Here is a 23,589-nt window from a genome sequence, read left to right on the forward strand (position 1 = left end):
CCACTTGGTTGCCAGCTTAAGGCTTCGAAGTGTCTAGTGAACCGGGGGCGATTCATTGCCCAGGTTTTCGCAGGCCTGATGGAATGGAAGAAAGGCAATACTTTCGGCACGGTGGCCTTCACCTCCTACGGCTTTTTCTGGCTGACCCTGGTCGGTATCGTCAGTCTGCCCAAGACCGGCCTGATGGCACCTGCCGGCGAAGGCAGCATGGTGGCCTTTCTAATCATGTGGGGCATTTTCACAGCGATCCTGTTCGTCGGCACTCTCAAGCTGACCCGCGCCCTGCAGTTCATCTTCGGCTCGCTGACCTTGCTGTTCATTCTGCTGGGGCTCGGGGATGCAACCGGCAATGAGACCATCAAGCATCTGGCCGGCTGGGAAGGCATCATCTGTGGCGCTTCGGCCATGTATGCCGCTGCTGCACAGATTCTCAACGAAATCTACGGCCGCGAAGTGCTGCCCTTGGGCTAAGTGCTTCGTATCCTGCAGAGACAAGGCGATGCCCTCGGGCATCGCTTTTTTTTTCGACTTCAGGCCCCCCCACGGCAAACCCGAATGCCCTGCAAAACGGGGGCGGACTATCGTTACGCGTTACGATCAAATAACTGACAGCTTGAGAAAGGCTGTCTGACAACCACTTGCAAAGTCTTTGCGCATACACCCAGAATCCAGCTTTACTCCCCCAGCAGAATTCCAGTCATGAATCGCCCCGTTCACGTCATCACACAGGCTGAAGCCTTGCCTGAGCATCTCGAAGAGGTTGGTCGCGTGTTGGTCGAAGCCATAGAGCTCGCACGCCAGGAAGAAGGCTGCCTGCGCATGGACCTCTACCACGATGCCAAACGCTTTCTGTTGCTCAACACCATAGAGTGCTGGGAAAGTCAGGAAGCCCATCACCGCCACCTGAACTCTCCGCTGATTGCCAGGACCGTGCTCCAACTGGTCGGCAAGATGAAGGGACTGCCAGACATTCGCACCCTTTCCCCCATGAGCGAATTCAACGCATGAGTACGGATAACCGCCCCCGCTGCGCCTGGCTGGGCACCTGGGCAGGCGCTGCCGATCCGCTGTATCGCGTCTACCACGACGAGGAATGGGGCAGGCCCTGCACCGATGAGCGCGCACTGTTCGAATTGCTGACGCTGGAAGGTGCGCAGGCGGGTCTGGCCTGGATCACCGTGCTGCGCAAGCGCGAAAACTACCGTCGGCTATTTCTGGGATTCGATATCGAACACGTGGCGGCGATGACCGACGCGGATGTGGAGCAGCTGATGCAGGACGCCGGCATCATCCGCAATCGGGCCAAGATCACCAGCACGATAGACAACGCCAGGGCCTGGCTGACCCTGCGCGAGGCACAGGGTGACGTAGTGGCCTGGCTGTGGTCCTTCGTGGGTGGTCAGCCACATCAGAATCGCTGGCAAAGCATGCAGAAGGTACCGGCGCGCACCGCTGAATCGGACGCCATGAGCAAAGCCTTGAAAAAGGCAGGTTTCCGTTTCGTGGGATCCACCATCTGTTACGCCTTCATGCAGGCTACCGGCATGGTCAATGATCACACCGTCGACTGTTTCTGCCATGCAGAGGCAGCCGATACCCCATTCAAACCTTTCACTTCCCGATAAGGAGAATTTTCATGAGCCAGGCGGTTGCCAACCAGATCACTTTCAAGGGACTCCCCGCAGTCCAGCTACGCGCACCAGACGGAGCCGAAGCCGTGGTGCTGCTGCACGGGGCGCATGTCGTCTCCTGGAAGCCGGCCGGTGGCGAAGAGCGTCTCTACCTCTCGGACAAGGCCGTCTTCGAGGATGGCAAGCCCGTGCGCGGCGGCGTTCCGATCTGCTTTCCCCAGTTCGGCAAGAGTGGCCCCCTGCCCCAGCACGGCTTCGTGCGTGACCGCAGTTGGCAACTCAGTGACGCCCGTACCGGAGATGATTACGCGGTCGCCATCCTTAGCCTGGAGGCTGACGAGGCCACACGGGCGCTCTGGCCACACACATTCCGGATCGAATTCACGGTAAGCCATCACCGGTGGCCGCCTGGACATGGAACTGGAGATCGAAAACACCGGCGAGACGCCCTTTACCTTCTCGGCCGCCCTGCACACCTATCTTGGCGTGAAGGAAGTCGAAGAGGTACAGCTCGAAGGACTGCGCGGACAGCGTTATCGGGATCTGCTCAAAAACGAGGAGCATCAGGAAACCGGCACGTTCGTTTCCATCGATCGTGAAACCACTCGGCTGTACTTTGACACGCAGAATCCGCTGCTGCTGCGCGACGATCGCCGCTCGCTCGGCATCAACGCCGAAAATATGCCGGATACCGTGGTATGGAACCCTTGGGAGATCACTTGCGCCACCATTCCTGATATGCCAGCCAGTGGTTTCCGTCGCATGCTCTGCGTCGAAGCCGGCGTCATCGAACATCCGGTATCCTTGCCGCCGCAGGAATCCTGGTGGGGGCGTCAGAGCCTCGTCGCACTCTGAAGATCTACTCGTGACCGGTTGAAAGACCGTTCTCCCGGGGCTGGCTCCAGCGTTTCACACGTTGAGGCAGCCCCGGTGTTCATTGCGCGGGCAGGTGGACTGAGCGCGAAGCTTCCAGCCCCTGTAACAACACAAATGAAAATCCGACCACACCATGAGCAAACCTTCTCGCCGCACCCGACGCAACCAGAAGCCCGACAACCAGAACGAAGCCCAAACCTATCGTCATCGACAGACCGGCTGGACCATGCTGGCCCTGTTCGCAATCCCCATCGCCTTGTGTCTGGCCTCGTCTCAGTTCCACCCGCAGCAACAGAACTCACTGCTCGGCGTGGCTGGCGCGCTGACCCTGCTGGCCTGGCAATTTGCCTGGCTGTGGACCGAGGTCGATCAGACGCGGCTGCGCGTGATCTTCGGCCCGGGCCTGATCCGCAAGCAGGTTTTGCTGGTGGATATCGTCAAGGCGGAGGTGACGACGTCACGCTTCATGGAAGGCTGGGGTATTCACTACACGCGGCGCGGCTGGCTTTACAACGTCTCCGGGCGGGATTGCGTGCTGATCACGCAACGGGATGGCAAATCCTTCCTGGTCGGCAGCAATGATGCGATGGGACTGTGGGAGGCGTTGCAGCAGCACATCGAGCCTGAAGAACCCCAGCCGGCACAGGGCTGATCAATCCTTGCTGGAAAGTGCGCTGGAGAGCAGGCGCGCGGTGATGTCCACGATCGGGATCACACGTTCATAGGCCATGCGTGTGGGCCCGATCACAGCCACGGTACCGACCACCTGGCCGTCGACCTCGTAGGGTGCGGTTACCACGCTGCATTCATCCAGCGGGCTGATGCCGGACTCTCCCCCGATGAAGAGCTGCACCCCTTCGGCGCGGTTGGAAATTTCCAGCAACTGCACCAGACCGGACTTCTGCTCGAACAGGTGGAAGAGTTCGCGCAGCCGGGTCATGTTGGAGGACAAATCCTCCACGTCCAGCAGATGGCGTTCGCCCGAGATCACGTAGCCTCCGTTGTTCTCGGCCATGGCCTCCTGGCCGACGCTGATCGCAGCGGTCATCAGCTCGCTCATATCCTGCTGCAACTGCTGCAACTCGCCCCGGATGTGTTCCACCATCTCGCCGAATGCCAGCCCGGCACAATGGTGATTCAGGTAGTTTGCCGCCACCGTGAGCTCGGACGAGGTATAGGGGCGACGTGTGAACAAGATGCGATTCTGCACGTCGCCGTTCGTCGTCACGATGATCAGCAGCACGCGCGAATCGGAAAGCAGGCTGGAGGCCGTAGCCAGCACGCGGCGTGGTTCGTCCGGATGGATGTGCGACTCCAGTTCACGCACTTCCGCCCGCGCCAGCGGTTTCACCGTCAGCAAGGTATCGACAAACAGCCGGTACCCACGTGCCGTCGGCACACGGCCGGCGGAAGTATGCGGGCTGGAGATCAGCCCCATGTCCTCCAGGTCGGACATCACGTTGCGGATCGTCGCGGGCGACAGTTCGAGGCCGGAATGCTTCGAGAGCACGCGCGAACCGACAGGCTGCCCTTCGGCGATGTAGCGTTCGACGAGGGTCTTGAGCAGAAGCTGGGCGCGTTGATCAAGCTGGGACATGACGCAGATTCTATTGCATGCGCCGGTTTGCGAAAACGCCAATCCCGTACTGGTGAGCGCTATCGAAGCGATTTCCGCGTGCCCCGCCGGCCAGGCCCCTTTCCAGGCGTCGGGGCCATTTGTCGGTTGAAGGCTTCGCAAGCCGAGGCTTGCTCCTACCGGGTAGCGTGCCACATGCGGAGCAGGAGCAAGCCGCGGCTTGCGAACCTCGATTCCGGCCAGCGTTCGAGGCTGAAGCCGCCCCCAAAGGGAATGGCCCTCAGCAGGACTCCGGGTCCGCCGCGACGGGCCTCAGCGCGAAGCGCAGCACCCGCTGGACTGCGATCATCAGCACGGACGCGTGATCCTCGTCCGGGAACAGGCGGAAGAGCACCTTGTCCTCTCCCAGCACGGCGCCCAATTCGCCGGCCAAGGCCCGGGCATTGGCGATCATGCGGCGCTGCGCGCGCGTTTCGATCACTTTCTCATGCCCGCCGACGCCGCGCTGCCAGGGAGGCAGCTCGTCCTCCCATTCGCCAACCCCGACGAACACGCGTGCTTCCATCCCCGCCAGCACCGGCAGGCGGCTGCGCAGATGAGGCTCGTTCCACCAGATCGAGGGGCTGATCGCCGCATAGCCGTGGAAGGCCCCGGAACGGGCCAGCAGCGCATGCAGCGTGAAGTAGCCGGCCAGGGAGTGGCCGAACAGGATCTGGCGCCCGCCATCCAGGGGCAATTCGCGGCGCAGCGCCGGCGCCAGCTCATCGACGAGGAAGGCGAGGAAGGCATCGGCGCCGCCTTCCGCACCGGACGCGGCAGGCGTGAAATCGCGCTCGCGCAGCGCGGGCGCATACAGATCGTCGTCATCGGCGGCGATGCCGACCACCACGGCCGGACCGATGCCCGTGGCGTCCGGCCGCCGGCTGGAGCGCCGGATCGATTCGACGAAGGTGCCGAACAAGGCGTTGGCGTCAAGCACGAAAATCACCGGCCAGCCGCCCACGGGCGGCGTGCCGGGCGGCAGCCACAGGCTGAGGCGATAGTCGGCGCCGTTGGCACCCGCGCGCAGCCTGCATTCCCGCGCGCCGGGCATCAGCAGCCCGCGCCAGGGCGTACCGCCGGGAAGGATGGCCTGTGTCATGGAGCGACCGCCTCGCCGGGCTGCAGCACGTCATCGACCAGGATCTGCAGCATCCCCCGCGAGCAATGCTCGATCCGGGCGCGCACGCCATAGACCTGCGCCAGCGTCTGCGGCGTGATGGCCTGGACCGGCGTCCCGCTGGCGATCAGCCGGCCGCGCGACATCATCACGATGCCGTCGGACCAGCGCGCGGCGGCCTGCAGGTCGTGCAGCACCACCAGGGCGATCATGCCGCGCTCGCGCGCGAGCTCATGCACCAGTTTCATGACCCGCAACTGATGCTGCAGGTCGAGCGCGCTGATCGGCTCGTCCAGCAGCAGCACGCGCGGCTCCCGCACCAGCGCCTGGGCCAGCGACACCAGTTGGCGCTGGCCGCCGGAAAGCTGGTCCAGCCCGTCCATGGCCAGGTGCATGATACCGACGCGCCCGAGCACCGCCACCGCGCGCTGTTCCATGCCCTGCCTGCGCACGCCATCGCCGCCCGTCGGCGAGGCGTGCAGCGCGCTGATCACGCTTTCCAGCACGCTCAGCGCCACGCCCTGCGGCAGGGTCTGCGGCATGTAGGTGATCTGCTTCGCGTGCTCGGCCAGCGACAGGCCGAGCAGTTCGCGCCCCGCCAGCGTCACCGAGCCGGCGGCCGGTTGCAATCCGGCCAGCGCGCGCATCAGCGTGCTCTTGCCCGCGCCATTGGGCCCCACCAGGGAATGCACCTCCCCCGCCCGAAACGGTGGCAGGGTCAGGTCCTGGATCACCTTGCGGTGTCGATAGCCGGCGCTCAGCCCGCGCACCTGCAATGCGGCATCAGTCATCAGGAACGCTCCGGACGGCGGAAGATCAGGAACAGGAACATCGGCACGCCGACCATGGCGGTGACGATGCCCACCGGCATCAGCACGCCAGGCACCAGCGTCTTGCTCGCCACCGAGGCCAGGGACATGATCAGCGCCCCGCACAGCAGGCTGGCCGGCAGCAGGAAACGGTGATCCTCGCCCAGCAGCAGGCGGGCGACGTGCGGCCCGACCAGGCCGATGAAGCCGATGGTGCCGACGAAGGCGACCGAGGTCGCCGACAGCAGGCTCACGCGCAGCAGCGCGAGAAAACGCAGGCGCGACACATCCACGCCGAAGCTGCGCGCGCGGTCCTCGCCCAGGCGCAGCGAGGTGAGCCGCCCGGCGGCATGCAGGGAAAACGGCAGGACGATGAGCAGGACGGCCGCCAGCGCGCCCACATTGCCCCAGGTCGCCCGCGACACCGAGCCCATGCTCCAGAACACCAGCTGCTGCAAGGCTTCCTGCGAGGAGACGAACTGCACGAAGGCGACCAGGGCATTGAACGCGAACACCAGCGCGATGCCCATCAGCACCACGGTCTCCACCCCCGCGCCGCGCCGGCGGGTCATCATCTGCAGCAACAGCACCGAGCCGAAGGCGCAGAGGAAGGCATTGAGCGGCACCATCCAGTCGGCCGGCACGAACGGCAGGCTGAAGCCGATGACGATGGCCAGCGCCGCGCCGAACGAGGCCGCCGAGGAAACGCCGAGCGTGAACGGGCTGGCCAGCGGGTTGTTGAGGATGGTCTGCATCTCGGCCCCGGCCAGCGACAAGGCGGCGCCGACCAGCACCGCCATCAGCGCGTAAGGCAGGCGCACCTGCCAGACGATGGCGCGTTGCGGCGGCGTCAGCGTCTCCGGCGAGAACAGGCCGCCCAGCACCTGCGCCGGCGTCAGCGTCGACGGTCCGGTCACCAGATCCAGCACGAAGGCGATCACGCACAGCAAGGCCAGTCCGGCGACGATGGCCACCCGCCGCGCCAGCAGGCGCCGGTAGGCCGCCAGGATCGATGCGCCGTCCGTGGCGGCACCCTTCACGCTGTTTTCATTCACCCGAAAAATTCTCCCAACTCCAATGCTGTTGCGTCGGACGCGAAACCCTTGGCATCGGCGCCATCCCGGCAAAAGCCGGAATGACAGGCCCCGGATCAGGGGCGCAGATCGACCCAAGCCGTGCCAGTGTATGGCACGACCAGGAAACGCCTGTTGATCTCGTCCAGCGTGCGCGCGGGATCCAGATCGCGGAACAGTTCCGGATGCACCCAGCGCGCGAAGACTTCGATGGCCACGATGTCGATCGGCGAGTTGATCAGTTGATGCGCCAGGCCATGGGTGCGGAGCTTCCTGACCGCCGTCAGCTCGGCGATGCCCTGCCGGCCGGCGATCCTTGCCAGCGAGGCCTGGGCCTGCGCGGCGTCGTAGCCGACGCCCAGCACCAGCCCGCCGCTCTTGGCCAGATGCGGCCCGCCGGTGGCGATGTACACCCGGGGATCGCGCGAGATCACGTATTCCAGGTTCAGTTTGCCGGCCGCCGCGGTCAGCACGTCGGCGCCGATGTTGTGGCCGCCGACGAACTCGATGTAATCCCCCACGTTGCCCTTGCCCGGCGAATTGCAGCAATCGCTGGTCATGCCCGCGTGGGCTTCGAGGAACACCGTCGGACGATCCTTCGGCGCGATCTTCGCCACACGCCGGGAAATCGTCTGCAGATGCTGCTCGCGGAAAGCGACGAAGGCTTCGGCCTTCGCCTCGGCGCCGGTGAGCCTGCCGAGGATGCGCAGGCTCGCCGCCTGGTTCTTGAACGGGTAGGTGAAGAAGTCGATGAACACCACGGGAATCCCCGCCGCCTGCAACTGCGCCACCTGGGCATCGCTGGGGCCGCTGCCGAGCGACACCACCGCCACGTCGGGCGCTGCCGAGAGCACCGCCTCAAGGTTGAAGCTGCCCGCCGAACTGGCCACCTGCGGCAGTTGCGCCAGCGCCGGGAAGCGCTGCAGGAACTGCGCATGGGTTTCCGGGCCGATGCGGTTGATGTCGCGCGGCCAGGCGGCCAGCATCTTCACCGGATCGGCATGGATCAGGGACAGTGCCACCAGATAGCGGCCGTCATCGATGCTGATGCGCTGGATCCTGTCCGGCACGCTGACCTTGCGTCCGCGCAGATCGACGATCTCGGCCGCCGGCGCGGCGGCGGACAACAGCATCAGCAGCAGGCCGCAGACGGCGGCCAGGCGAGGCACGACTCGTTTCATGAAAGGGATTCCTGGAGAAGAAAGGCCGGGGTCATGCGCGCAGGGTCGCCCCGCCATCGACGTAGAGATCGCTCATCGCGATGTGCCCGGCCTGCTCCGACAGCAGGAACATCACCGCGCCGGCAATATCCTCCGGGGTGGCCAGCTTGCCCAGCGGAATGCCTGCCTTGTAGATCTCCGGCAGCCCCGCGATGACGCGGCGCGCGCCGTCGCCGTCGGTCCACATGCCGGTCTGCATCGGCGTCAGCGTGGAACCGGGCGCCACGATGTTGCAGCGGATGCCCAGCGGCGCGAGCTCCAGCCCGAGGCAGCGGGTAAACATCGTGGCGGCGGCCTTGGAGGCGGCATACGCCGCCATGCCGTGGCGCGGCACGCCCGCCGCGTTGGAACTGACCGTCACCAGGGCGCCGCGCCGGCGCGGCTTCATCACGCGGGCCAGCGCGCGCGACACATGGAAGACGCCATCGGCATTGACCGCGAACACGCGCCGCCATTCGGCATCGTCGATCGTGTCGATGGTCCCGCTCTGCAACACCCCGGCCACATTCACGCCGAAACCGATGGGGCCGATCTCGCGCTCGACCCGCTCCACCAGGGCGTCGACCGCCGCCGCATCGGCCACGTCCAGCGCCGCGGCATGCGCGGCCGGCGCCTCCGCCTGTGCGGCCAGTGCCGGCGCAAGCAGATCGGTCGCCACCACCACGCTGCCGCTGGCCCGCAGCAGGCGCACCAGGGCCGCGCCGATGCCGCCGCCCGCGCCGGTCACCAGGGCGACCGTGCCTTCGAACCCACTCAGTCGCATCGGAACTCCATCCAGGCCAGGAGGCCGTTGTCGACCGTCATTGCAGGGCCTCCAGCAAGGCGTCGGTAGTCATCGGCATGCCACAGGTGCGCGCGATCCAGCGCAGCGCCCCCTGGTGATCCTCGCGCGAGAAATCGGCGACGGCGTCCGCGGCAATGAAGGGCTCGATGTCGCGCTGGAAAGCCTCGGCCACCGTGGCGGTGCAGCCGATGTGCGCATACACGCCGGTCACCAGCAGCTGATCCCGCCCGCGCACGCGCATCAGCGTCTCCAGATTGCTGCGCTGGAAGGCACTGTAGCGGTGTTTGACCAGCACGTGCTCGCCGGCCCGCGGCGCCAGTTCGGCGACGATCGCCTCGTGCTCGGGCAGCGCGCTCATGCCCGGCCCCCACAGATCGGCCTGCAGGCCGCGGTCGCGGCGATCCTGGTTGCCGTGCTGGGCGGTGTAGAACACCGGCACCTCCAGCGCGCGGCAGTGTTCGAGCAGGCGCGCGATGTTGGCGATGGCCGGCGCCAGCGGCGCTGCATCGGCGGTGTAAGGCCGCAGGAAGTAGCGTTGCATGTCGTGCACCAGCAGCGCCAGGCGCCCGGCCTGCGGCCGCCAGGGCGCGCGCGGCGTGGGCAGTTCGGCCTGCGTGGGCAGGGCATAGGGGGGAATGACGGGCAGGCCCATCAGGACTCCTTCTGTTGCGAAAGATATTTCTCGCGCAGTTGCGCGCGCAGTTCGCGGCGGCTGATCTTGCCCACCGCCGTGGTCTCGAAGGCATCGACGAAGACGATCTGGTCCGGCACCTTGAAGGCGGCCAGCCCGCGCTCGCGCATCCAGGCCTTCAATGCCGGCGGCCGCGGGCGCTCGCCGCGCGGGATGATGAAGGCACAGCTGCGCTCGCCGAGATACTCGTCGGGAACCGACACTACCACGGCATCGAACACGCCCGGGTTGGCCAGCAGATGGTCTTCGATCTCCTCGGCCGAGATCTTCTCACCGGCGCGGTTGATGTGGTCGGTCGCCCTGCCCTGCACCACCAGATAGCCGCCGGGCAGACGCTGCACCACGTCGCCGGTGCGATAGTAGCCGTCCGCGGTGAAGCTGCGTGCATTGGCCGCGTCGTCATTGTGGTAGCCACGGATGGTGTACGGCCCGCGCGTCAGCAGATAGCCGCTGGCGCCATCCGGCACGGAATTGCCCAGGTCATCGACCACCAGCACCTCATCGTCCGGGCTGATCGGCCGCCCCTGCGTATTCACGATGATCTCCGCGGGATCATCCAGGCGCGTGTAATTGACCAGGCCCTCGGCCATGCCGAACACCTGCTGCAGCGTGCAGCCCAGCCCGGCGATCACACGGTTGGCGGCCTCCGGCACCAGTTTCGCGCCGCCGACCTGCACGACCCGCAGCGAAGACAGGTCATGCGTGCTCTTCGGCGCGGCATCCGCCCACAGCAAGGCTAGCGGCGGCACCAGGCCGACGGCGGTGACGCGCTCGCGCGCGATCAGCGGGAAAGCGGCATCGGGGCCCGGGCCGGGGCTGAGCACCACGCGCGCGCCGGCATGCAGGGCGCCGAGCCAGCCCGGGGAGCTCATCGGGAAATTGTGTGCTGCCGGCAAGGCCACCATATAGACGCTGTCGTGGTCGATGCCGCACAGCTCGTTGCTCGCCCGGAAGCTGTAGATGTAGTCGTCGTGCGTGCGCGGAATCAGCTTGGACAGGCCGGTGCTGCCCCCGGAAATCTGCAGGAAGGCCACCGACCGGGGGTCCGGATCGGCCGGCAGCGTGGCCGGCTCCCCCGCCAGCGCGGACAGGGCGATGAATTCCTCGGCCTCGCCGGCGATCACCACATGCGCCACGGCAGGCACTTCGGCGCGCAGGGCGCGCGCCAGCGCGCGGTGATCGAAACCCTCGTGCAGCCCGGCGGTGATGTAGGCGCTGGCCTCGGCCTTGCGCGCGAAATGCGCGAGTTCGGTGATGCGGTGCGCGGGCAGCACGTACACCGGCACCATGCCGGCACGGAACAGGCCGCACACCACGGCGATGAATTCGGGCACGTTGCCCAGCTGCACCAGCACCCGGTCCCCGGGGCGCAGCCCCAGCGCCAGCAGGCCGGCGCCGATGCGTCCGGCCTCCCGCCACAGTTGTGCGTAAGTCCAGCGGACATCGCCGCCGATCACCGCGACGTCGTCGGCAAAGCGTTCGGCGCGGTCGCACAGGAAGCCGGGCATGGTTTCATCGCGCCAGTAGCCGGCGGCGCGATAGCGCGCAACCAGCGCTTCAGGCCAGACCTGGCGCAACGGCACGCGGGCGGCCACGGAAGTATCGTTCATCTGCTGATTCAACCCTTGTCGGAAAGGGCCTGCTCATCGTCGATGCCGAGTGCGTTCAGCATCGCCATGAACTTGCCCGCGGTTTCATCCACCTCGGCCTCGGGCCTGGATTCGGCCACGATCCCCGCCCCGGCGAACAGGCGCAGCGCGGTGCCCTGCACATGCGCGCAGCGGATCGCCACATACCAGTCGCCATCGCCTTCGGCATCGGTCCAGCCGACGGCACCGGCATAGAACCCGCGCGCCACCGGTTCCAGCGTCTGGATGGCCGCCAGCGCGGGCTCGCGCGGCGTGCCGCAGACTGCGGGCGTGGGATGCAACAGTCCGGCCAGTTCGGCGGCCGACACCGCGGCATCCTTCAGCGTGCCCGTGATGCGCGTGCCCAGATGCCACATCGTCGCGGTCGCATGCAGGCCGGGGCGTTCGGGCGCGTCCAGTTCGCCGCACAAGGGCTTCAGCGCCTCGACGATGGCATCGACCACATAGCGGTGTTCGTCCAGATCCTTGGCCGAGGCCAGCAGCCTTTCCGCGATGCGCGCATCCTCGGCGGGATCGGCGCTGCGGCGTGCCGATCCGGCCAGCGGATGGGAAACGATGGCCGTGCCGCGACGCGAAATCAGCAACTCGGGAGAAGCCCCCACCAGCCAGGCCGGCTCCCGCTCCTCCGCGACGGGCAATGGCGCCACGTAGGTCGCCACGCTGGCATCCCGCCCCAGGCGCGCGGCCAGCGCGCGGGGATTCACCGGCTGCGCGGCCTGCGCATGCAGGCTGCGCGCAAGCACCACCTTGCACGGAGCGCCAGCCGCTGCCTGCAGACGCACCAGCGCCTGCGCAACGGCATCCGCATAGGCCGCGGCCGGCGGCTCGGCCACGATCTCCCCGGCCAGCACGGGCAGCGGCCCGCGCCCATGCAGATCGGGCGTCGTCAGTTGCTCCGGCTGGAATAAGGCATCGTCCGCATGCGGATCGAATGGCAGGGCCCCCACCAGCAGGGCCGGCCCGCTGCGCGGCGTGGCGAAGAAGGTGCGCACCCTTGCCGCCAGGGTCGCCGCCGGCCCGGCGGGCAGCCTCGTCCGGCAGCCCGTGGCTTCCAGGGAACGCAACGGAGCCTGCAACAGGAACAACGACGCCACTTCGGCGGCGCCGGAAAACCGCATGTCACTCATCGATCACCCACCTCCAGGCAGCTGCAACGAATACCCGCATGGGCAAACTGGCGAGGCAAAGCTTGTCGCGCGGATTGCGCGGCGACGCCCGCACAGACCGATTCCGGATGCCCGGGGCCTGGGCAAGCAGCCTGCGGAAAATTATAAATGGAAATAATTTTCATTACTTATGCGACGGAAACGGACGCCCCGTAAAAGTTCGTAAGCACGGCATTTCGCGGCCGGCCGCAGCTTCCCTGGGGCGGAAGCCAGTGGTATAAATGATAACCACTCTCATTAACAAGTGACAGCGAATTTTGCCGACGGCGTCCTCCGGGCTCCCCGCGCAACAAGGAACTCTCCCTTCCATGCAACACCTTTTCCAGGAGCACACATGAAGCACAGCCCCTTCTCGTTCCACGGCCCCGTTCGTGCCGCGGCACGCATCGCCCTGCTCGCGCCATTTACGGTACTCATAGCGGCGGGCGCCCACGCGGCGACGCCCTTCGACACGCCGGACACCGGTTTCAAGGGTCGCGTCATGGTTGACACGCCGGTGGTGGTGCCTGGCACCGAGGTCAAGCTGGCTGGCCGTGACTTCAAGCCGGGGCAGGAGATCCGCCTGACCTATGGCGGCCTCGCGCTGGGCAGCGGCCAGCCCGTGGTGGTCGGCGCCGACGGCACGTTCCGCGCCGAATTCAGCGTCCCGGCGGACGCGCCGATCGGCCAGCATTCGGTGGTGGTGAGCGCGCTCAAGCCCGCCGCCGCGCTGATCCACACACTCAAGGTGTCGCCGGATGTGGCCCTCTCGGGCGAGGACCGCTTCGCCATGACTGCGCAGAAGGTGGTGCCGGGGCTTTATCAGTCGGCCTATTCGTCCAAGAACAATGCCATCTACGTCACTTCCGCCGTCGGCCGTCCGCCGGTCAACCAGACCCAGCTGGTCAAGCTCGACGCGAAGACCCTGGAGATCGCCAAGGCGGTGACGCCCGCCGCGGCGCCGGCCTTGCCGGCAGGCGGTGCGGGACGCCCGGGCGGCAACGCGCCGCGCGATCCCGGCCTGTTCGCCGTGTATGGCGTTGCCGTGGACGATGTCAATGGCAACGTCTGGGTCACCAACACGCGCCAGAACACCGTGGCCGTGTATCGCCAGTCCGACCTCACGCTGCTCAAGCAGTTCGAGCCCGGCCTGGTGCCGCACGCCCGTGACGTGCAGGTCGACGAAAAGGCGGGCAAGGTCTACACCTCCGCGTTCGGCACGCCGAATGTCGCCGTCTTCGATGCCAAGAAGCTGGAGTTCGTCAAGAACATCGAGATCAAGACCACCATCGCTGCCGGCGGCCCCGGCGGCGGTGCGCCCAAGGCGTTCTCGCCGCTGAGCCTGAAGCTCGATTCGACGAACCACAAGCTCTATACCGTGAGCATGAGCACCAATGAAGCCGCCGTCATCGACACGCAGGCTGGCGAAGTCGAGAAGGTGTTCCCGGTCGAGGGCGCCCTGTCCGCCATCGGCGTGGCCTTCCATGCCAAGACCAACCGCCTGCTGGTCGCCGCCCAGGGCTCCGACAACCTGCTGATCGTCGATCTCGCCTCCGGCAAGACGCTGCACGACGTGAAGGTGGGCGCCGGCTCCCTGAACGTGGCGGTCGATGCCGGCCGTGGCTGGGCCTATGTATCCAACCGCGCGGCCGGTACCGTGACCGTGGTGGACATGGACGGCAAGATCGTCGCCAACCTGCCGGGAGGCTCCTATCCGAATCACGTTGCCGACGATGGCAAGGGCACGATCTATCTGATCAACAAGACCCGCGGCAGCGAGGACCCCGAAGGCGACCGTGTCACGCGCATCACGCCGCGCTGACGGCAGGGCCTGGGAGCCTTGTTCAATGTCTTCCATATGCCATGAAAACCCCTCCCCAGCCGGAGGATCAGGTTTGCACACCTGATCCGCTTCAGAGGCGCAAGGCAGTGCCTTGCGAACTCCCTCTTCCCGCCCCCTTATCAGGGGAGAGAGTTCGCTCCGGCACGATCTGGTTTACTCCTCTCCTGATAAGGGGAGGCCGGGAGGAGTTTTACGCAGCGTCCCAACCATACTGCTGCCAGATTTATGACAATGAAAAGACTTTGAACCAGCTCTGAGAGCATGCAACGCATCGCGCCGGAACCCATCCGGCGCGATGCGCTTTCCAGCCTGTCGAGGACGCTTGCCAATGGCCGTGTGCCATGCTGTCTTGCATTCCGACTTTCGCCGAAACCCAGTGAGTACGAACCACACGCCTCCCGCCGAACGCGCTACCAGCCCGCTCCCGCCGTCCTCCGCGCCGGAGCGGGCGTTGCGCCTGCCCGTCCTGATGTTCGCCGCGCTGGCGGGCAGCATGGCGATGATGGCCTATGTCGCCGTGATTGGTCCGGCCGCGCGCGAACTCGGCCTGCCGGAGTGGGTGCCGGGGCTGTCGATCACCATCGGCGGCGTTTTCTGGATGGCGCTTGCGCGCTGGTGGGGCGGCGTGAGTGACCGCCATGGCCGCAAACCGGTGCTGCTGATCGGGTTTGCGGTATTCGCCCTGACCTATTTCGTTCTCGCCGCGGGCGTCGACATGGCGCTGCGCCAGCAGATGAGCATCCTCGCCACGATCGCGCTGCTCATCCTCACCCGTGCCTTGATCGGCGCGGTCTATGCAGCCGTGCCGCCCACCACCGCGGCGCTGATCGCCGATTGCACGCCGCCCCCGCAACGCCCTGCCCGCATGGCCAAGCTTGGCTCCGCCAACGCCGTCGGCATGGTGCTCGGCCCTGCTGTGGCCGGCGGGCTGGCGGCCTGGGATCTCGGACTGGCTTTCCATGCCGCCGCGGCCCTGCCCGTGCTGGCGCTGCTCGCCGTGTTCCTCGGCGTCCCGCGCCGCACCGACGGCACCTCGTCCGGCGGCCCCCGTCCGGCCAGTGGCGTGCGGCTGTTCGATCCACGCCTGCGCCTGGCCAGCGCGACGGCGCTGATCGCCATGTCCTCGGTCGCCGTCGCCCAGGTCCTGGTGGGATTCGTCGCCATCGACCGCCTGCAGCTCGATGCGCTCGGCGGCGCCCGCGCCGCCGGCCTGGCATTGTCGGCCGTGGGCGTTGCGCAGATCGTCGCGCAGCAGTTCGTCATCCGCCTGAAGGCCATGCCGCTGAACCGCTGGCTCTGGCTCGGAGCCTCGATCGCCGGCGCGGGCTTCGCCTGCGTGCCCATGGTGACGACGCAGGGCCAGTTGCTGGCAAGCTATGCCGTGGCCGCCTTCGGCATGGGCCTCGTCTTTCCGGCCTTCCAGGCCATGGCCGCCAATGCCGTGCAGAAACACGAGCAAGGCGCGGCCGCCGGCACGATCTCCACCGCCCAGGGCCTGGGCATGGTGGTGGCGCCGCTGGCCGGCACCCTGCTGTACCGGATCGCGCCCGGCCTGCCCTATCTGCTCATCGGCGCCCTGCTGCTGGGCCTGGCCCTGTTCGCCGGGCTGCGCCGCGCCACCGTTCCCCCTTCTGAACCCACTTCTCCCCAAGCACAGCCATGAACACAAACCCCGCCACTTCCGCCGCACTCACGCTGGACACCATGCGCGCCGAAATCGCCAGGATCATCCATGAATCCCCGCAGGATATCGGCCTGGACGACAACCTCATGGACTGGGGGCTGGACTCCCTGCGCCTGCTCAACCTCATCACCGAGTGGAACCGGACGGGACTGCAGCTGGACATCTCCGAACTGGCCGGACAGCTCACCCTCAACGCCATGTGGCAAGTCATCAGCAAGCGTCAGGCACGGACATGAACGATTTCGGCAAACCGGCCATTCCCGAGACGGTCGTCTGGCCGCTGACCGAGGCCCAGTCGGGCTTGTGGTACGCCCAGCAGCTGGCACCGGACAATCCCAGCTTCAACACCGCGCATGCGCTGTGGATCGACGGCCCGCTCGACGTGGCCGCCTTCACCGAGGCGGCCAACCAGGCCGCGCGCGAAGCGCAGTCGCTCTCCCTGGCCATGCGCCAGGGCCCGAACGGTCCCGAGCAGTGGCTGGACCCCGCGCGCACGCCCTGGCTGGAACTCGTGGACCTGAGCCGGGAGCACGATCCGCGTGCGGCGGCCCGCGCCGCCATGCAGCGGGACATGGCCACGCCGCTCGCGCCGGCGAGCGATCCGCTGGCGCGCCAGCAGCTCTACATCCTCGGGCCGCAGCGTTTCGCCTGGTACCAGCGCGCGCACCATCTGACCAACGACGGCTACGGCATGGCCCTGTGGACCACGCGGGTGTGCGAGTACTACGCCAACGAGATCCCGCCCACGCTGCAGGTGCCGCTGGACCCGCTGCTGGTCGTCATCGACGAGGACCAGGCCTATCTGCACGGCGAACGGCGCGCGCAGGACGGCGCCTTCTGGCGCGAAGCCTTCACCCCCATGCCGGAAGTGGCCGGCATGGCCGCCGGGCGCGCGGTCAGCACCCGCCACGCACACCGCCAGAGCGCCTCCCTGCCGCCGGCGCAGCGCACCCGCCTGCTGGCCTTCGCCCAGCAGCTCGGCCAACCCTGGCCGGACGTCGCCACCGCGCTCACCGCCCTCTATTGCCTGCGCATGGCGGGTGCCGCGCAGACCGTCGTCGGCGTGCCCTACATGAACCGCCTGGGGCGCGCCAGCGCACGCGCCACGGCCACCGTCATGAACGTGCTGCCCTTGGCGCTTGCCGCCGGCGCCGACGATGCACTGCACGACTTCATCCAGGCACTCTCCGCCAAGCAGCTGCGCGCTCGGCGCCACGGCCGCTTCCGCAGCGAACAGCTGCGCCGCGATCTCGGCCTGCTCGGCGGCCAGCGCCGGCTGCACGGCGCCTTGATCAACGTGCAGCCCTTCTACAAGCCCGTGGTGCTGCCCGGCGTCAGCACCGAACTGGAGATCCTCGGCACCGGCCCTGTCGACGACATCACCATCGGCTTCCGCGGCGACGGCAGCCAGATGCTCGACCTGGAGATCGAGGCCAACCCCGATCTCTACAGCGCCGACAGCGTCGCCGCCCATCTGGCCCGCCTGCCGGCCTTCCTCGACGCGGCCCTGGGCGCGCGCACCGTGGGCGACATCCCGCTGGCCAGTCCGGCCGAAGCGCAACGCTACCTTTTCGAGGTCAACGCCACCGCCCATGCAGTGCCGGCCCCCCCCCTCACAGCCCTGATCGAAGCCGGCATGGCACGCGATCCGCAGGCCATCGCGCTCGAATTTGAGGGCGAACAACTGAGCTATGCCGAACTGGACGTGCGCACGCGCGCGCTGGCCGGCGCTCTCAGGCAACGCGGCGTGGCTGCGGATGCACTCGTTGCCGTCGCCCTGCCCCGTTCGCTGGAGCTGCTGATCGCGCTGGTGGCGGTGCTGCGTGCGGGCGGCGCCTACCTGCCGCTGGATCTCGCCCACCCCGCCGAGCGCCTGGCGCGCGTGGTCGCGCTGGCCGGACCGCGCTGCGCCCTGGTGCACGCGGAAGATGCGGCCAGACTGCCCGACGGCCTGGACTGCCTGCCGCCCGAACGCTGGCCGGCGCAGGCCGATGCCGCACCGCTACCGGTGGTACGGCCCACGCAGGCCGCCTACGTCATCTACACCTCGGGGTCGACGGGCGAGCCCAAGGGCGTGATGATCGAGCATCGCGCCATCGTCAACCGGCTTGAATGGATGCGCCAGCACTACGGTTTCGCCCCGGGCGAACGCATCCTGCAGAAGACGCCGGCCACCTTCGACGTTTCGGTGTGGGAATTCTTCCTGCCGCTGATCACCGGCTGCACCCTGGTCATCGCCCCGCCCGAGGCACACCGCGATCCCGCCTGGCTGACCAGCATCCTGCGCGACCAGCGCATCGGCACCTGCCACTTCGTGCCCTCCATGCTGTCGGCCTTCCTGGCCACCCCGGGCGCGCGCGGCCTGCAACTGCAACGCGTCTTCTGCAGCGGCGAGGAACTGCCCGCCCCCTTGCGCGACCGCTTCCACGCCACGCTGTCGGGCGAGCTGCACAACCTCTACGGCCCCACCGAGGCCGCCGTGGACGTCAGCTACTGGCCGGCCGGGCGCGACGACCATGCGCATCCCGTCCCCATCGGTTTCCCGGTGTGGAACACCTGGCTGTACGTGCTCGACGAGCGCATGCGCCCGCTGCCGCCGGGCGTGGCCGGTGACCTCTACCTCGGCGGCGTGCAACTGGCGCGCGGCTATCTGGGGCGCGACGACTTGACCGCCGAGCGTTTCCTGGCGGACCCGCACCGCCCGGGCGAGCGCATCTACAAGACCGGCGACTTGGCCCGCTGGCGGGAGGACGGCGCGGTGATCTTCCTCGGCCGCAGCGACCATCAGGTCAAGCTGCGGGGCCTGCGCATCGAACTCGGCGAGATCGAGGCCGCCATCGCGGCGTATCCGCACGTGGTGCGCGGCGAGGTCATCGTCCGCGAGGACCGCGCCGGCGACAAGCGCCTGGTCGCCTACGTCCAGCCGCGCGCGGAATACGACGCCGGCCAGTTGCGCGTGCATATCGCCGCCAAGCTGCCGGACTACATGGTGCCCAGCGCCATCGTCGAGCTGGAAGACTGGCCGGTGACCGCCAACGGCAAGCTCGACCGCAAGGCGCTGCCCGCCCCCACGCAGAGCGTCAGCGCGCAGCGCCCGCCGCAGACGGCCACGGAGCAGGCCCTGGCGCGGCTCTATGCCGAGGTGCTGGGCCTGGCGGCCACGCCGGGCGCCGAGGCCGATTTCTTCGACCTGGGCGGCGATTCGCTCGCCGCCGTCGACCTGATGCTGCGCATCCAGGAGCACTGGCAGCGCAACCCCGGCCTGGGCACGCTCTTCGCGACGCCCACCGTCGAAGCGCTGGCGGCCGTCATCGACCACAGCGAGGCGCGCTTCGACAGCGGCCTGGCGCCGCTGATCCAGCTGGCCGCGGGAGACCCCGTCCAACCGCCGCTGTTCGTCATCCATCCGGCGGGCGGCATCGCCTGGGGCTACCGCCATCTGGCGCAGGCCCTGGCCAGACCCGCGCAGGGCCCGTCGCGCAGCGTGTTCGGGCTGCAATCGCCGGCCCTGGCCCCCGGCCACCCGCTGCCGCACGACATCGACGCGCTGGCGGAGGAATATGCCCGGCGCGCGCTCGAAGTCCGGCCGCACGGCCCGATCCACCTGCTGGGCTGGTCGGTCGGCGGCATCATCGCCCAGGCCATGGCCGTGGCGCTCAGCCGCGACGGGCACGAGGTCGGCCTGGTCGCCATGCTCGACGCCTATCCCTCGGACGCCTGGCGCGCCGAGGCCGAGCCGACGCCGGCCCAGGCGCTGCGCGCCCTGCTGGCGGTGGCCGGCATCGACCCGGACGCGCACCTCGATCTCACCACCCAGGAGGAAGTCGTCGCCTTCCTGCGCCAGGGCGACTCGGCGCTCGGGCATCTGCCGGTGGAAGCGCTGGAAGGCGTGGTGCGCGTCGTCACCGACACCAACCGGCTGATCCGCCAGCACCATCATCAGCGCCATGCGGGCAGCCTGCTGCACGTGCGCGCGGGGCTGGACCACGCCGACAAGCCGCAATTGCAGGCCGCCCTGTGGCAGCCCTACGCGCAGCATCTGGAAACGCTCGAAATCCCCATGCTGCATGCCCACATGACCGGCCCGGAAGCCAGCGCGCTGATCGCGCCGATGCTGCTGGCCAAGCTGTCGCCAGGAGCCGCCTGATGCCGCGCACCTCCCTGCGTCCGGTCGTGGAGATCGCCGCCCAGGCGGACTATCTGACGGCGCTGCGGCGCGACATCCATGCCCACCCGGAGCTCGCCTTCGAGGAGAAGCGTACCGCCGACCTGGTGGCGAGCCTGCTGACCGGCTGGGGCATTCCCGTGCATCGGGGGCTGGGCTGCACCGGCGTGGTCGGCATCCTGCAGCATGGCGGCTCGCCGCGCGCCGTCGGCCTGCGCGCGGACATGGACGCCCTGCCGATCGCCGAGACCAACCGCTTCGCCCATGCCAGCCTCAACCCAGGCAGGATGCACGCCTGCGGGCATGACGGCCACACCACGATGCTGCTCGGCGCGGCGCAATACCTCGCCGCGCATGGCGGCTTCGACGGCACGGTGTACCTGATCTTCCAGCCGGCCGAGGAGCAAGGCGGCGGCGCGCGTGAAATGATGCGCGCCGGGCTGTTCGCGCAATTCCCCATGGAAGCGGTGTTCGGCCTGCACAACATGCCGGGCATCCCGACCGGCACGGTGGCGCTGTCGCCCGGGCCGGTGCTGGCCTCCAACAACGAGTTCAGACTCACCATCCACGGCAAGGGCGGGCATGCCGCCATGCCGCATCTGGCCATCGACCCGATCCCGGTCGCCGCGCAGATCATGCAGGCCTTCCAGACCATCATCAGCCGCAACAAGCCGCCGCTGGAAACGGCGGTGATCTCCATCACCATGCTGCATGCCGGCGACGTGCCCAACGTCATTCCGGACACTTGCGAGATGCAGGGCTCGGTGCGCGCCTATGCCGCTGGGACGCTGGATCTGGTCGAGCGGCGCATGCGCGAGATCGCCGAACACACGGGCGCCGTGTTCGGCGCGCGGGTGGACTTCGAATTCCGCCGCAACTACCCGGCCACGATCAATCATGCCCGCGAGACGGCCTTCGCGCGCGAGGTGCTGCGCGAACTGCTGACGCCAGCGCAGGTGATCGAGCAAACGCCGATCATGGCCGCCGAGGATTTTTCCTTCATGCTCGAAGCGGTGTCCGGCTGCTACGCCTTCATCGGCAACGGCGACGGCGAACACCGCCTGCCCGGCCACGGCGACGGACCGTGCCTGGTGCACAACCCGAGCTACGACTTCAACGACGCCATCCTGCCGCTGGGCGCGGGCTTCCTCGCCCGGCTGGCGCAGCGCTGGCTAGCCCGGCCGGCGGATTGAGGGCGGATCGTCCCGACGAGCGCCCGCCCGTGCCAGGCGGTAGATTCTATGTTCGAGCGCAAGGTTTTGCGCTGGATCGTGTCCGCAGGTTTCAGGAGTCGAGAGTTGGGAGTCGCGTAGGTGCGCCATGTTCATCGCCTGGCACGCCAAATCCGCCCACACTTCGATACCACAGTGCGAACGGATTTCGGTGAGTGCGCGCGCATCGTCCCAACCCCGTTCGTGCTGAGGTATCGAAGCATGAACGGGCGCCAGCCGCTGCCCGGATGGAGCATGGCGAAAAAATGGCTGTCATTTCGGCCCTTCGGCAGGCTCAGAGCCGGCCCCGGACTCGATCCGGGGACAAGCTGGGCTTCGCCCGAGCCGGAATCCAGGGGGCGGGCCATTCTGGATCCCGGCTTGCGCCGGGATGAAGCCAATGCGGAATCCATCGCCCGGACTCCAGGCGTGCCCGCTGCCACAACCCCGTTCGTGCTGAGCCTGTCGAAGCATGAACGGGTGCCGCAAGCCCAGGGCCATCGCCTGAAACGTAGTCGGCCCTGCGGGCGGCTCACCGCAGAGACGCAAAGACGCGGAGCAACGCAGAGCAACCCCGGGTTCTCATCTGTCTGCGCCCGGAATCACATGCGCCGCTCGCTTTTCTCCGCGGCCCTCTGCGTCTTTGCGCCTCTGCGGTGAACAGGGGTTGCCGTTCAGATGTTCAGGCGATTGCCCTGCCGGCAACCCCCGGCAATGTGCTTCGCGTCGATTGCGCCCTACAATTCCCCGGTCAGCCTCCGGGAACCCACAACAATGCACACACCCCGCCTGCTAGCCGACGTCGGCGCCACCAACCTGCGCTTCGCCCTGTGCGATGGCGAGATCCATGCCGTCAGCACGCTCAAGGGCGACGATCATGCGAGCCTGGAATCCGCGATCCGCGCCTATCTTTCAACGCAGCAGGCGCGGGTCCGCCATGCCGCGATCGCCATCGCCAATCCGGTGAGTGGCGACGAAGTGCGCATGACCAACCGCGACTGGCGCTTTTCCATCGCCGCGATGCGCGCCAGTCTGGGGCTGGAGACGCTGCTGATCGTCAATGACTTCACCGCGCTGGCGCGATCCATTCCCGTGCTCGGGCGGCATGAGCTGGTGCGCATCGGTGGCGGCAAGCCCGAGCCGGACGCGGCCATCGGCCTGCTCGGCCCCGGCAGCGGGCTGGGCGTCTCGGGCCTGGTCCGCAGCGGCGCCGGATGGCGGGCGCTGGCCAGCGAGGGCGGCCACGTCAGCTTCGCGCCGACGGACGCGCGGGAGATCCAGATCCTGCAGTACGCCTGGCAGCGCCACGGCCACGTCTCGGCGGAACGCCTGCTCTCCGGCCCCGGGCTGGAACTGATCCATGACGCCCTGCGCGCACGCGACGGCCTGCCGCCCGAACCGCGCACGGCGGCGGAGATCACCGCGGCGGCGCTGCGGGGCGATGCACGCGCAGGCGAAGTGGTGGAATGCTTCTGCGGCATGCTCGGCGCCGTGGCCGGCAATCTGGCGCTGACGCTGGGCGCGCTGGGCGGCATCTACCTCGGCGGCGGCATCCTGCCCCGGCTGGGCGGGCTGTTCCTGAACTCGATCTTCCGCGAACGCTTCGAGGCCAAGGGCCGCTTTGCCACCTACCTCGCACGCATTCCCTGCTACCTCATCACCGCCGAAACCCCCGCGCTGCTGGGCGTGAATGCCCTGCTCGACGAGGCGCTCAGCCCAGCGGCAGGCTGAAGCGCGAAACTGAATGCGCTGCAGCCGGCTCGGGTGCAGGCCGAAGGCTGGAATCCGGGGCATGGATTCCAGGATTCCGCCATGGCGCCATCGGGCCAGCTTCACCCACAAACGAAGCCCGTCTGTGCGACCTCAGCTTGGCTCGGACGCTCGAAGGTCGGTCGTGATGAAATCCGCTCGCGCTTCGATACCTCAGCACGAACGGATTTCGTGCCGGATACGCTCCTTGCCACAATCCCGTTCGTGCTGAGGTATCGAAGCATGAATGGGCGCCAGCCAGACGAAAGTTTGTCAGCCTGAAACACCGAAGGCCGCTTGCGCGGCCTTAGTCGGTCTGGCGGG

Annotated in this window: 20 protein-coding genes and 1 pseudogene; 12 read left to right on the forward strand and 9 right to left on the reverse strand. The window is 67.7% G+C overall.

Going from position 1 to position 23,589, the window contains the following annotated elements; all coding sequences use genetic code 11:
* The 6 genes and pseudogenes from BGI27_RS01955 to BGI27_RS01975 form a co-directional block, all read left to right on the forward strand.
* The coding region (locus BGI27_RS01955; RefSeq protein ID WP_141239823.1) for an acetate uptake transporter at positions 1-471 on the forward strand (471 nt) is incomplete at its 5' end.
* Positions 472-699: 228 nt separating this feature from the next.
* On the forward strand, positions 700-1,008 hold the full coding sequence (locus BGI27_RS01960) for a putative quinol monooxygenase (protein ID WP_095523239.1): 309 nt from the start codon (positions 700-702) through the stop codon (positions 1,006-1,008).
* A complete protein-coding gene (locus tag BGI27_RS01965; RefSeq protein ID WP_095523240.1) occupies positions 1,005-1,625 on the forward strand; it encodes a DNA-3-methyladenine glycosylase I in 621 nt (206 codons plus the stop codon). The genes BGI27_RS01960 and BGI27_RS01965 overlap by 4 nt, the downstream gene beginning before the upstream one ends.
* An 11-nt stretch (positions 1,626-1,636) precedes the next feature.
* Positions 1,637-1,960, forward strand: a pseudogene (locus tag BGI27_RS18605) (aldose epimerase family protein); the annotation flags it as partial.
* Positions 1,961-2,045: 85 nt separating this feature from the next.
* Positions 2,046-2,486, forward strand: a complete 441-nt coding sequence (locus tag BGI27_RS18610; RefSeq protein ID WP_317984270.1) for an aldose epimerase family protein — start codon at positions 2,046-2,048, stop codon at positions 2,484-2,486.
* Between the two features lie 154 nt (positions 2,487-2,640).
* Positions 2,641-3,159: a hypothetical protein gene (locus BGI27_RS01975; protein ID WP_095523241.1), complete on the forward strand. Its 519-nt coding sequence runs from the start codon at positions 2,641-2,643 to the stop codon at positions 3,157-3,159.
* Here the strand turns inward: BGI27_RS01975 and BGI27_RS01980 are convergent, their stop codons facing one another.
* The 9 genes from BGI27_RS01980 to BGI27_RS02020 all read right to left on the reverse strand — a co-directional run bounded on the left by BGI27_RS01980 (position 3,160) and on the right by BGI27_RS02020 (position 12,595).
* Positions 3,160-4,104 (reverse strand): HrcA family transcriptional regulator, encoded by a 945-nt coding sequence (locus BGI27_RS01980; RefSeq protein WP_095523242.1) that lies wholly within the window; start codon positions 4,102-4,104, stop codon positions 3,160-3,162.
* Between the two features lie 259 nt (positions 4,105-4,363).
* Complete coding sequence (locus BGI27_RS01985; protein ID WP_095523243.1) at positions 4,364-5,224, reverse strand: alpha/beta hydrolase; 861 nt, start codon at positions 5,222-5,224, stop codon at positions 4,364-4,366.
* Entirely contained in the window at positions 5,221-6,033 is an 813-nt protein-coding gene (locus BGI27_RS01990) for an ABC transporter ATP-binding protein (protein WP_095523244.1), read from the reverse strand. Before BGI27_RS01990 ends, BGI27_RS01985 begins: the two co-directional genes overlap by 4 nt.
* Positions 6,033-7,106, reverse strand: a complete 1,074-nt coding sequence (locus BGI27_RS01995) for a FecCD family ABC transporter permease (protein WP_223871547.1) — start codon at positions 7,104-7,106, stop codon at positions 6,033-6,035. The genes BGI27_RS01990 and BGI27_RS01995 overlap by 1 nt, the downstream gene beginning before the upstream one ends.
* 95 nt (positions 7,107-7,201) lie before the next feature.
* Entirely contained in the window at positions 7,202-8,305 is a 1,104-nt protein-coding gene (locus tag BGI27_RS02000) for an ABC transporter substrate-binding protein (RefSeq protein WP_095523245.1), read from the reverse strand.
* Positions 8,306-8,336: 31 nt separating this feature from the next.
* Entirely contained in the window at positions 8,337-9,107 is a 771-nt protein-coding gene (locus BGI27_RS02005) for a 2,3-dihydro-2,3-dihydroxybenzoate dehydrogenase (RefSeq protein ID WP_095523246.1), read from the reverse strand.
* A 37-nt stretch (positions 9,108-9,144) separates the two neighbouring features.
* Complete coding sequence (locus tag BGI27_RS02010) at positions 9,145-9,780, reverse strand: isochorismatase family protein (RefSeq protein ID WP_095523247.1); 636 nt, start codon at positions 9,778-9,780, stop codon at positions 9,145-9,147.
* Positions 9,780-11,429: a (2,3-dihydroxybenzoyl)adenylate synthase gene (locus BGI27_RS02015; protein WP_095523248.1), complete on the reverse strand. Its 1,650-nt coding sequence runs from the start codon at positions 11,427-11,429 to the stop codon at positions 9,780-9,782. The genes BGI27_RS02010 and BGI27_RS02015 overlap by 1 nt, the downstream gene beginning before the upstream one ends.
* An 8-nt stretch (positions 11,430-11,437) precedes the next feature.
* Positions 11,438-12,595, reverse strand: a complete 1,158-nt coding sequence (locus BGI27_RS02020; RefSeq protein ID WP_095523249.1) for an isochorismate synthase — start codon at positions 12,593-12,595, stop codon at positions 11,438-11,440.
* A 373-nt stretch (positions 12,596-12,968) separates the two neighbouring features.
* Between BGI27_RS02020 and BGI27_RS02025 the strand changes: the two genes are divergently transcribed.
* The 6 genes from BGI27_RS02025 (at position 12,969) to BGI27_RS02050 (ending at position 23,247) form a co-directional block, all read left to right on the forward strand.
* Positions 12,969-14,435: a YncE family protein gene (locus tag BGI27_RS02025; protein WP_223871548.1), complete on the forward strand. Its 1,467-nt coding sequence runs from the start codon at positions 12,969-12,971 to the stop codon at positions 14,433-14,435.
* Positions 14,436-14,832: 397 nt separating this feature from the next.
* Complete coding sequence (locus BGI27_RS02030; protein ID WP_223871549.1) at positions 14,833-16,119, forward strand: MFS transporter; 1,287 nt, start codon at positions 14,833-14,835, stop codon at positions 16,117-16,119.
* Complete coding sequence (locus BGI27_RS02035) at positions 16,116-16,376, forward strand: phosphopantetheine-binding protein (RefSeq protein WP_095523250.1); 261 nt, start codon at positions 16,116-16,118, stop codon at positions 16,374-16,376. Before BGI27_RS02030 ends, BGI27_RS02035 begins: the two co-directional genes overlap by 4 nt.
* Positions 16,373-20,287 carry a non-ribosomal peptide synthetase gene (locus BGI27_RS02040; RefSeq protein ID WP_095523251.1) on the forward strand — a complete coding sequence of 1,305 codons (3,915 nt, stop codon included), beginning with the start codon at positions 16,373-16,375 and terminating at the stop codon, positions 20,285-20,287. The genes BGI27_RS02035 and BGI27_RS02040 overlap by 4 nt, the downstream gene beginning before the upstream one ends.
* On the forward strand, positions 20,287-21,498 hold the full coding sequence (locus BGI27_RS02045) for a M20 aminoacylase family protein (RefSeq protein ID WP_095523252.1): 1,212 nt from the start codon (positions 20,287-20,289) through the stop codon (positions 21,496-21,498). The genes BGI27_RS02040 and BGI27_RS02045 overlap by 1 nt, the downstream gene beginning before the upstream one ends.
* A gap of 792 nt (positions 21,499-22,290) precedes the next feature.
* Positions 22,291-23,247, forward strand: a complete 957-nt coding sequence (locus BGI27_RS02050; protein ID WP_095523253.1) for a glucokinase — start codon at positions 22,291-22,293, stop codon at positions 23,245-23,247.
* The last annotated feature ends 342 nt before the right edge of the window (positions 23,248-23,589 follow it).

This window comes from Candidatus Dactylopiibacterium carminicum, from assembly GCF_014736495.1.
GTDB classification, from domain to species: Bacteria; Pseudomonadota; Gammaproteobacteria; order Burkholderiales; family Rhodocyclaceae; genus Uliginosibacterium; species Uliginosibacterium carminicum.

Bases quoted from the DNA above. Each gene is read 5' to 3' on its own strand.
- BGI27_RS02015 (WP_095523248.1), bottom strand. From the start codon at position 11,429: ATGAACGATACTTCCGTGGCCGCCCGCGTGCCGTTGCGCCAGGTCTGG.
- BGI27_RS01990 (WP_095523244.1), bottom strand. From the start codon at position 6,033: ATGACTGATGCCGCATTGCAGGTGCGCGGGCTGAGCGCCGGCTATCGA.
- BGI27_RS18610 (WP_317984270.1), top strand. From the start codon at position 2,046: ATGGAACTGGAGATCGAAAACACCGGCGAGACGCCCTTTACCTTCTCG.
- BGI27_RS01960 (WP_095523239.1), top strand. From the start codon at position 700: ATGAATCGCCCCGTTCACGTCATCACACAGGCTGAAGCCTTGCCTGAG.
- BGI27_RS01980 (WP_095523242.1), bottom strand. From the start codon at position 4,104: ATGTCCCAGCTTGATCAACGCGCCCAGCTTCTGCTCAAGACCCTCGTC.
- BGI27_RS02050 (WP_095523253.1), top strand. From the start codon at position 22,291: ATGCACACACCCCGCCTGCTAGCCGACGTCGGCGCCACCAACCTGCGC.
- BGI27_RS01975 (WP_095523241.1), top strand. From the start codon at position 2,641: ATGAGCAAACCTTCTCGCCGCACCCGACGCAACCAGAAGCCCGACAAC.
- BGI27_RS02000 (WP_095523245.1), bottom strand. From the start codon at position 8,305: ATGAAACGAGTCGTGCCTCGCCTGGCCGCCGTCTGCGGCCTGCTGCTG.
- BGI27_RS02020 (WP_095523249.1), bottom strand. From the start codon at position 12,595: ATGAGTGACATGCGGTTTTCCGGCGCCGCCGAAGTGGCGTCGTTGTTC.
- BGI27_RS01965 (WP_095523240.1), top strand. From the start codon at position 1,005: ATGAGTACGGATAACCGCCCCCGCTGCGCCTGGCTGGGCACCTGGGCA.
- BGI27_RS02040 (WP_095523251.1), top strand. From the start codon at position 16,373: ATGAACGATTTCGGCAAACCGGCCATTCCCGAGACGGTCGTCTGGCCG.
- BGI27_RS02035 (WP_095523250.1), top strand. From the start codon at position 16,116: ATGAACACAAACCCCGCCACTTCCGCCGCACTCACGCTGGACACCATG.
- BGI27_RS01985 (WP_095523243.1), bottom strand. From the start codon at position 5,224: ATGACACAGGCCATCCTTCCCGGCGGTACGCCCTGGCGCGGGCTGCTG.
- BGI27_RS02025 (WP_223871548.1), top strand. From the start codon at position 12,969: ATGAAGCACAGCCCCTTCTCGTTCCACGGCCCCGTTCGTGCCGCGGCA.
- BGI27_RS02045 (WP_095523252.1), top strand. From the start codon at position 20,287: ATGCCGCGCACCTCCCTGCGTCCGGTCGTGGAGATCGCCGCCCAGGCG.
- BGI27_RS02005 (WP_095523246.1), bottom strand. From the start codon at position 9,107: ATGCGACTGAGTGGGTTCGAAGGCACGGTCGCCCTGGTGACCGGCGCG.
- BGI27_RS02010 (WP_095523247.1), bottom strand. From the start codon at position 9,780: ATGGGCCTGCCCGTCATTCCCCCCTATGCCCTGCCCACGCAGGCCGAA.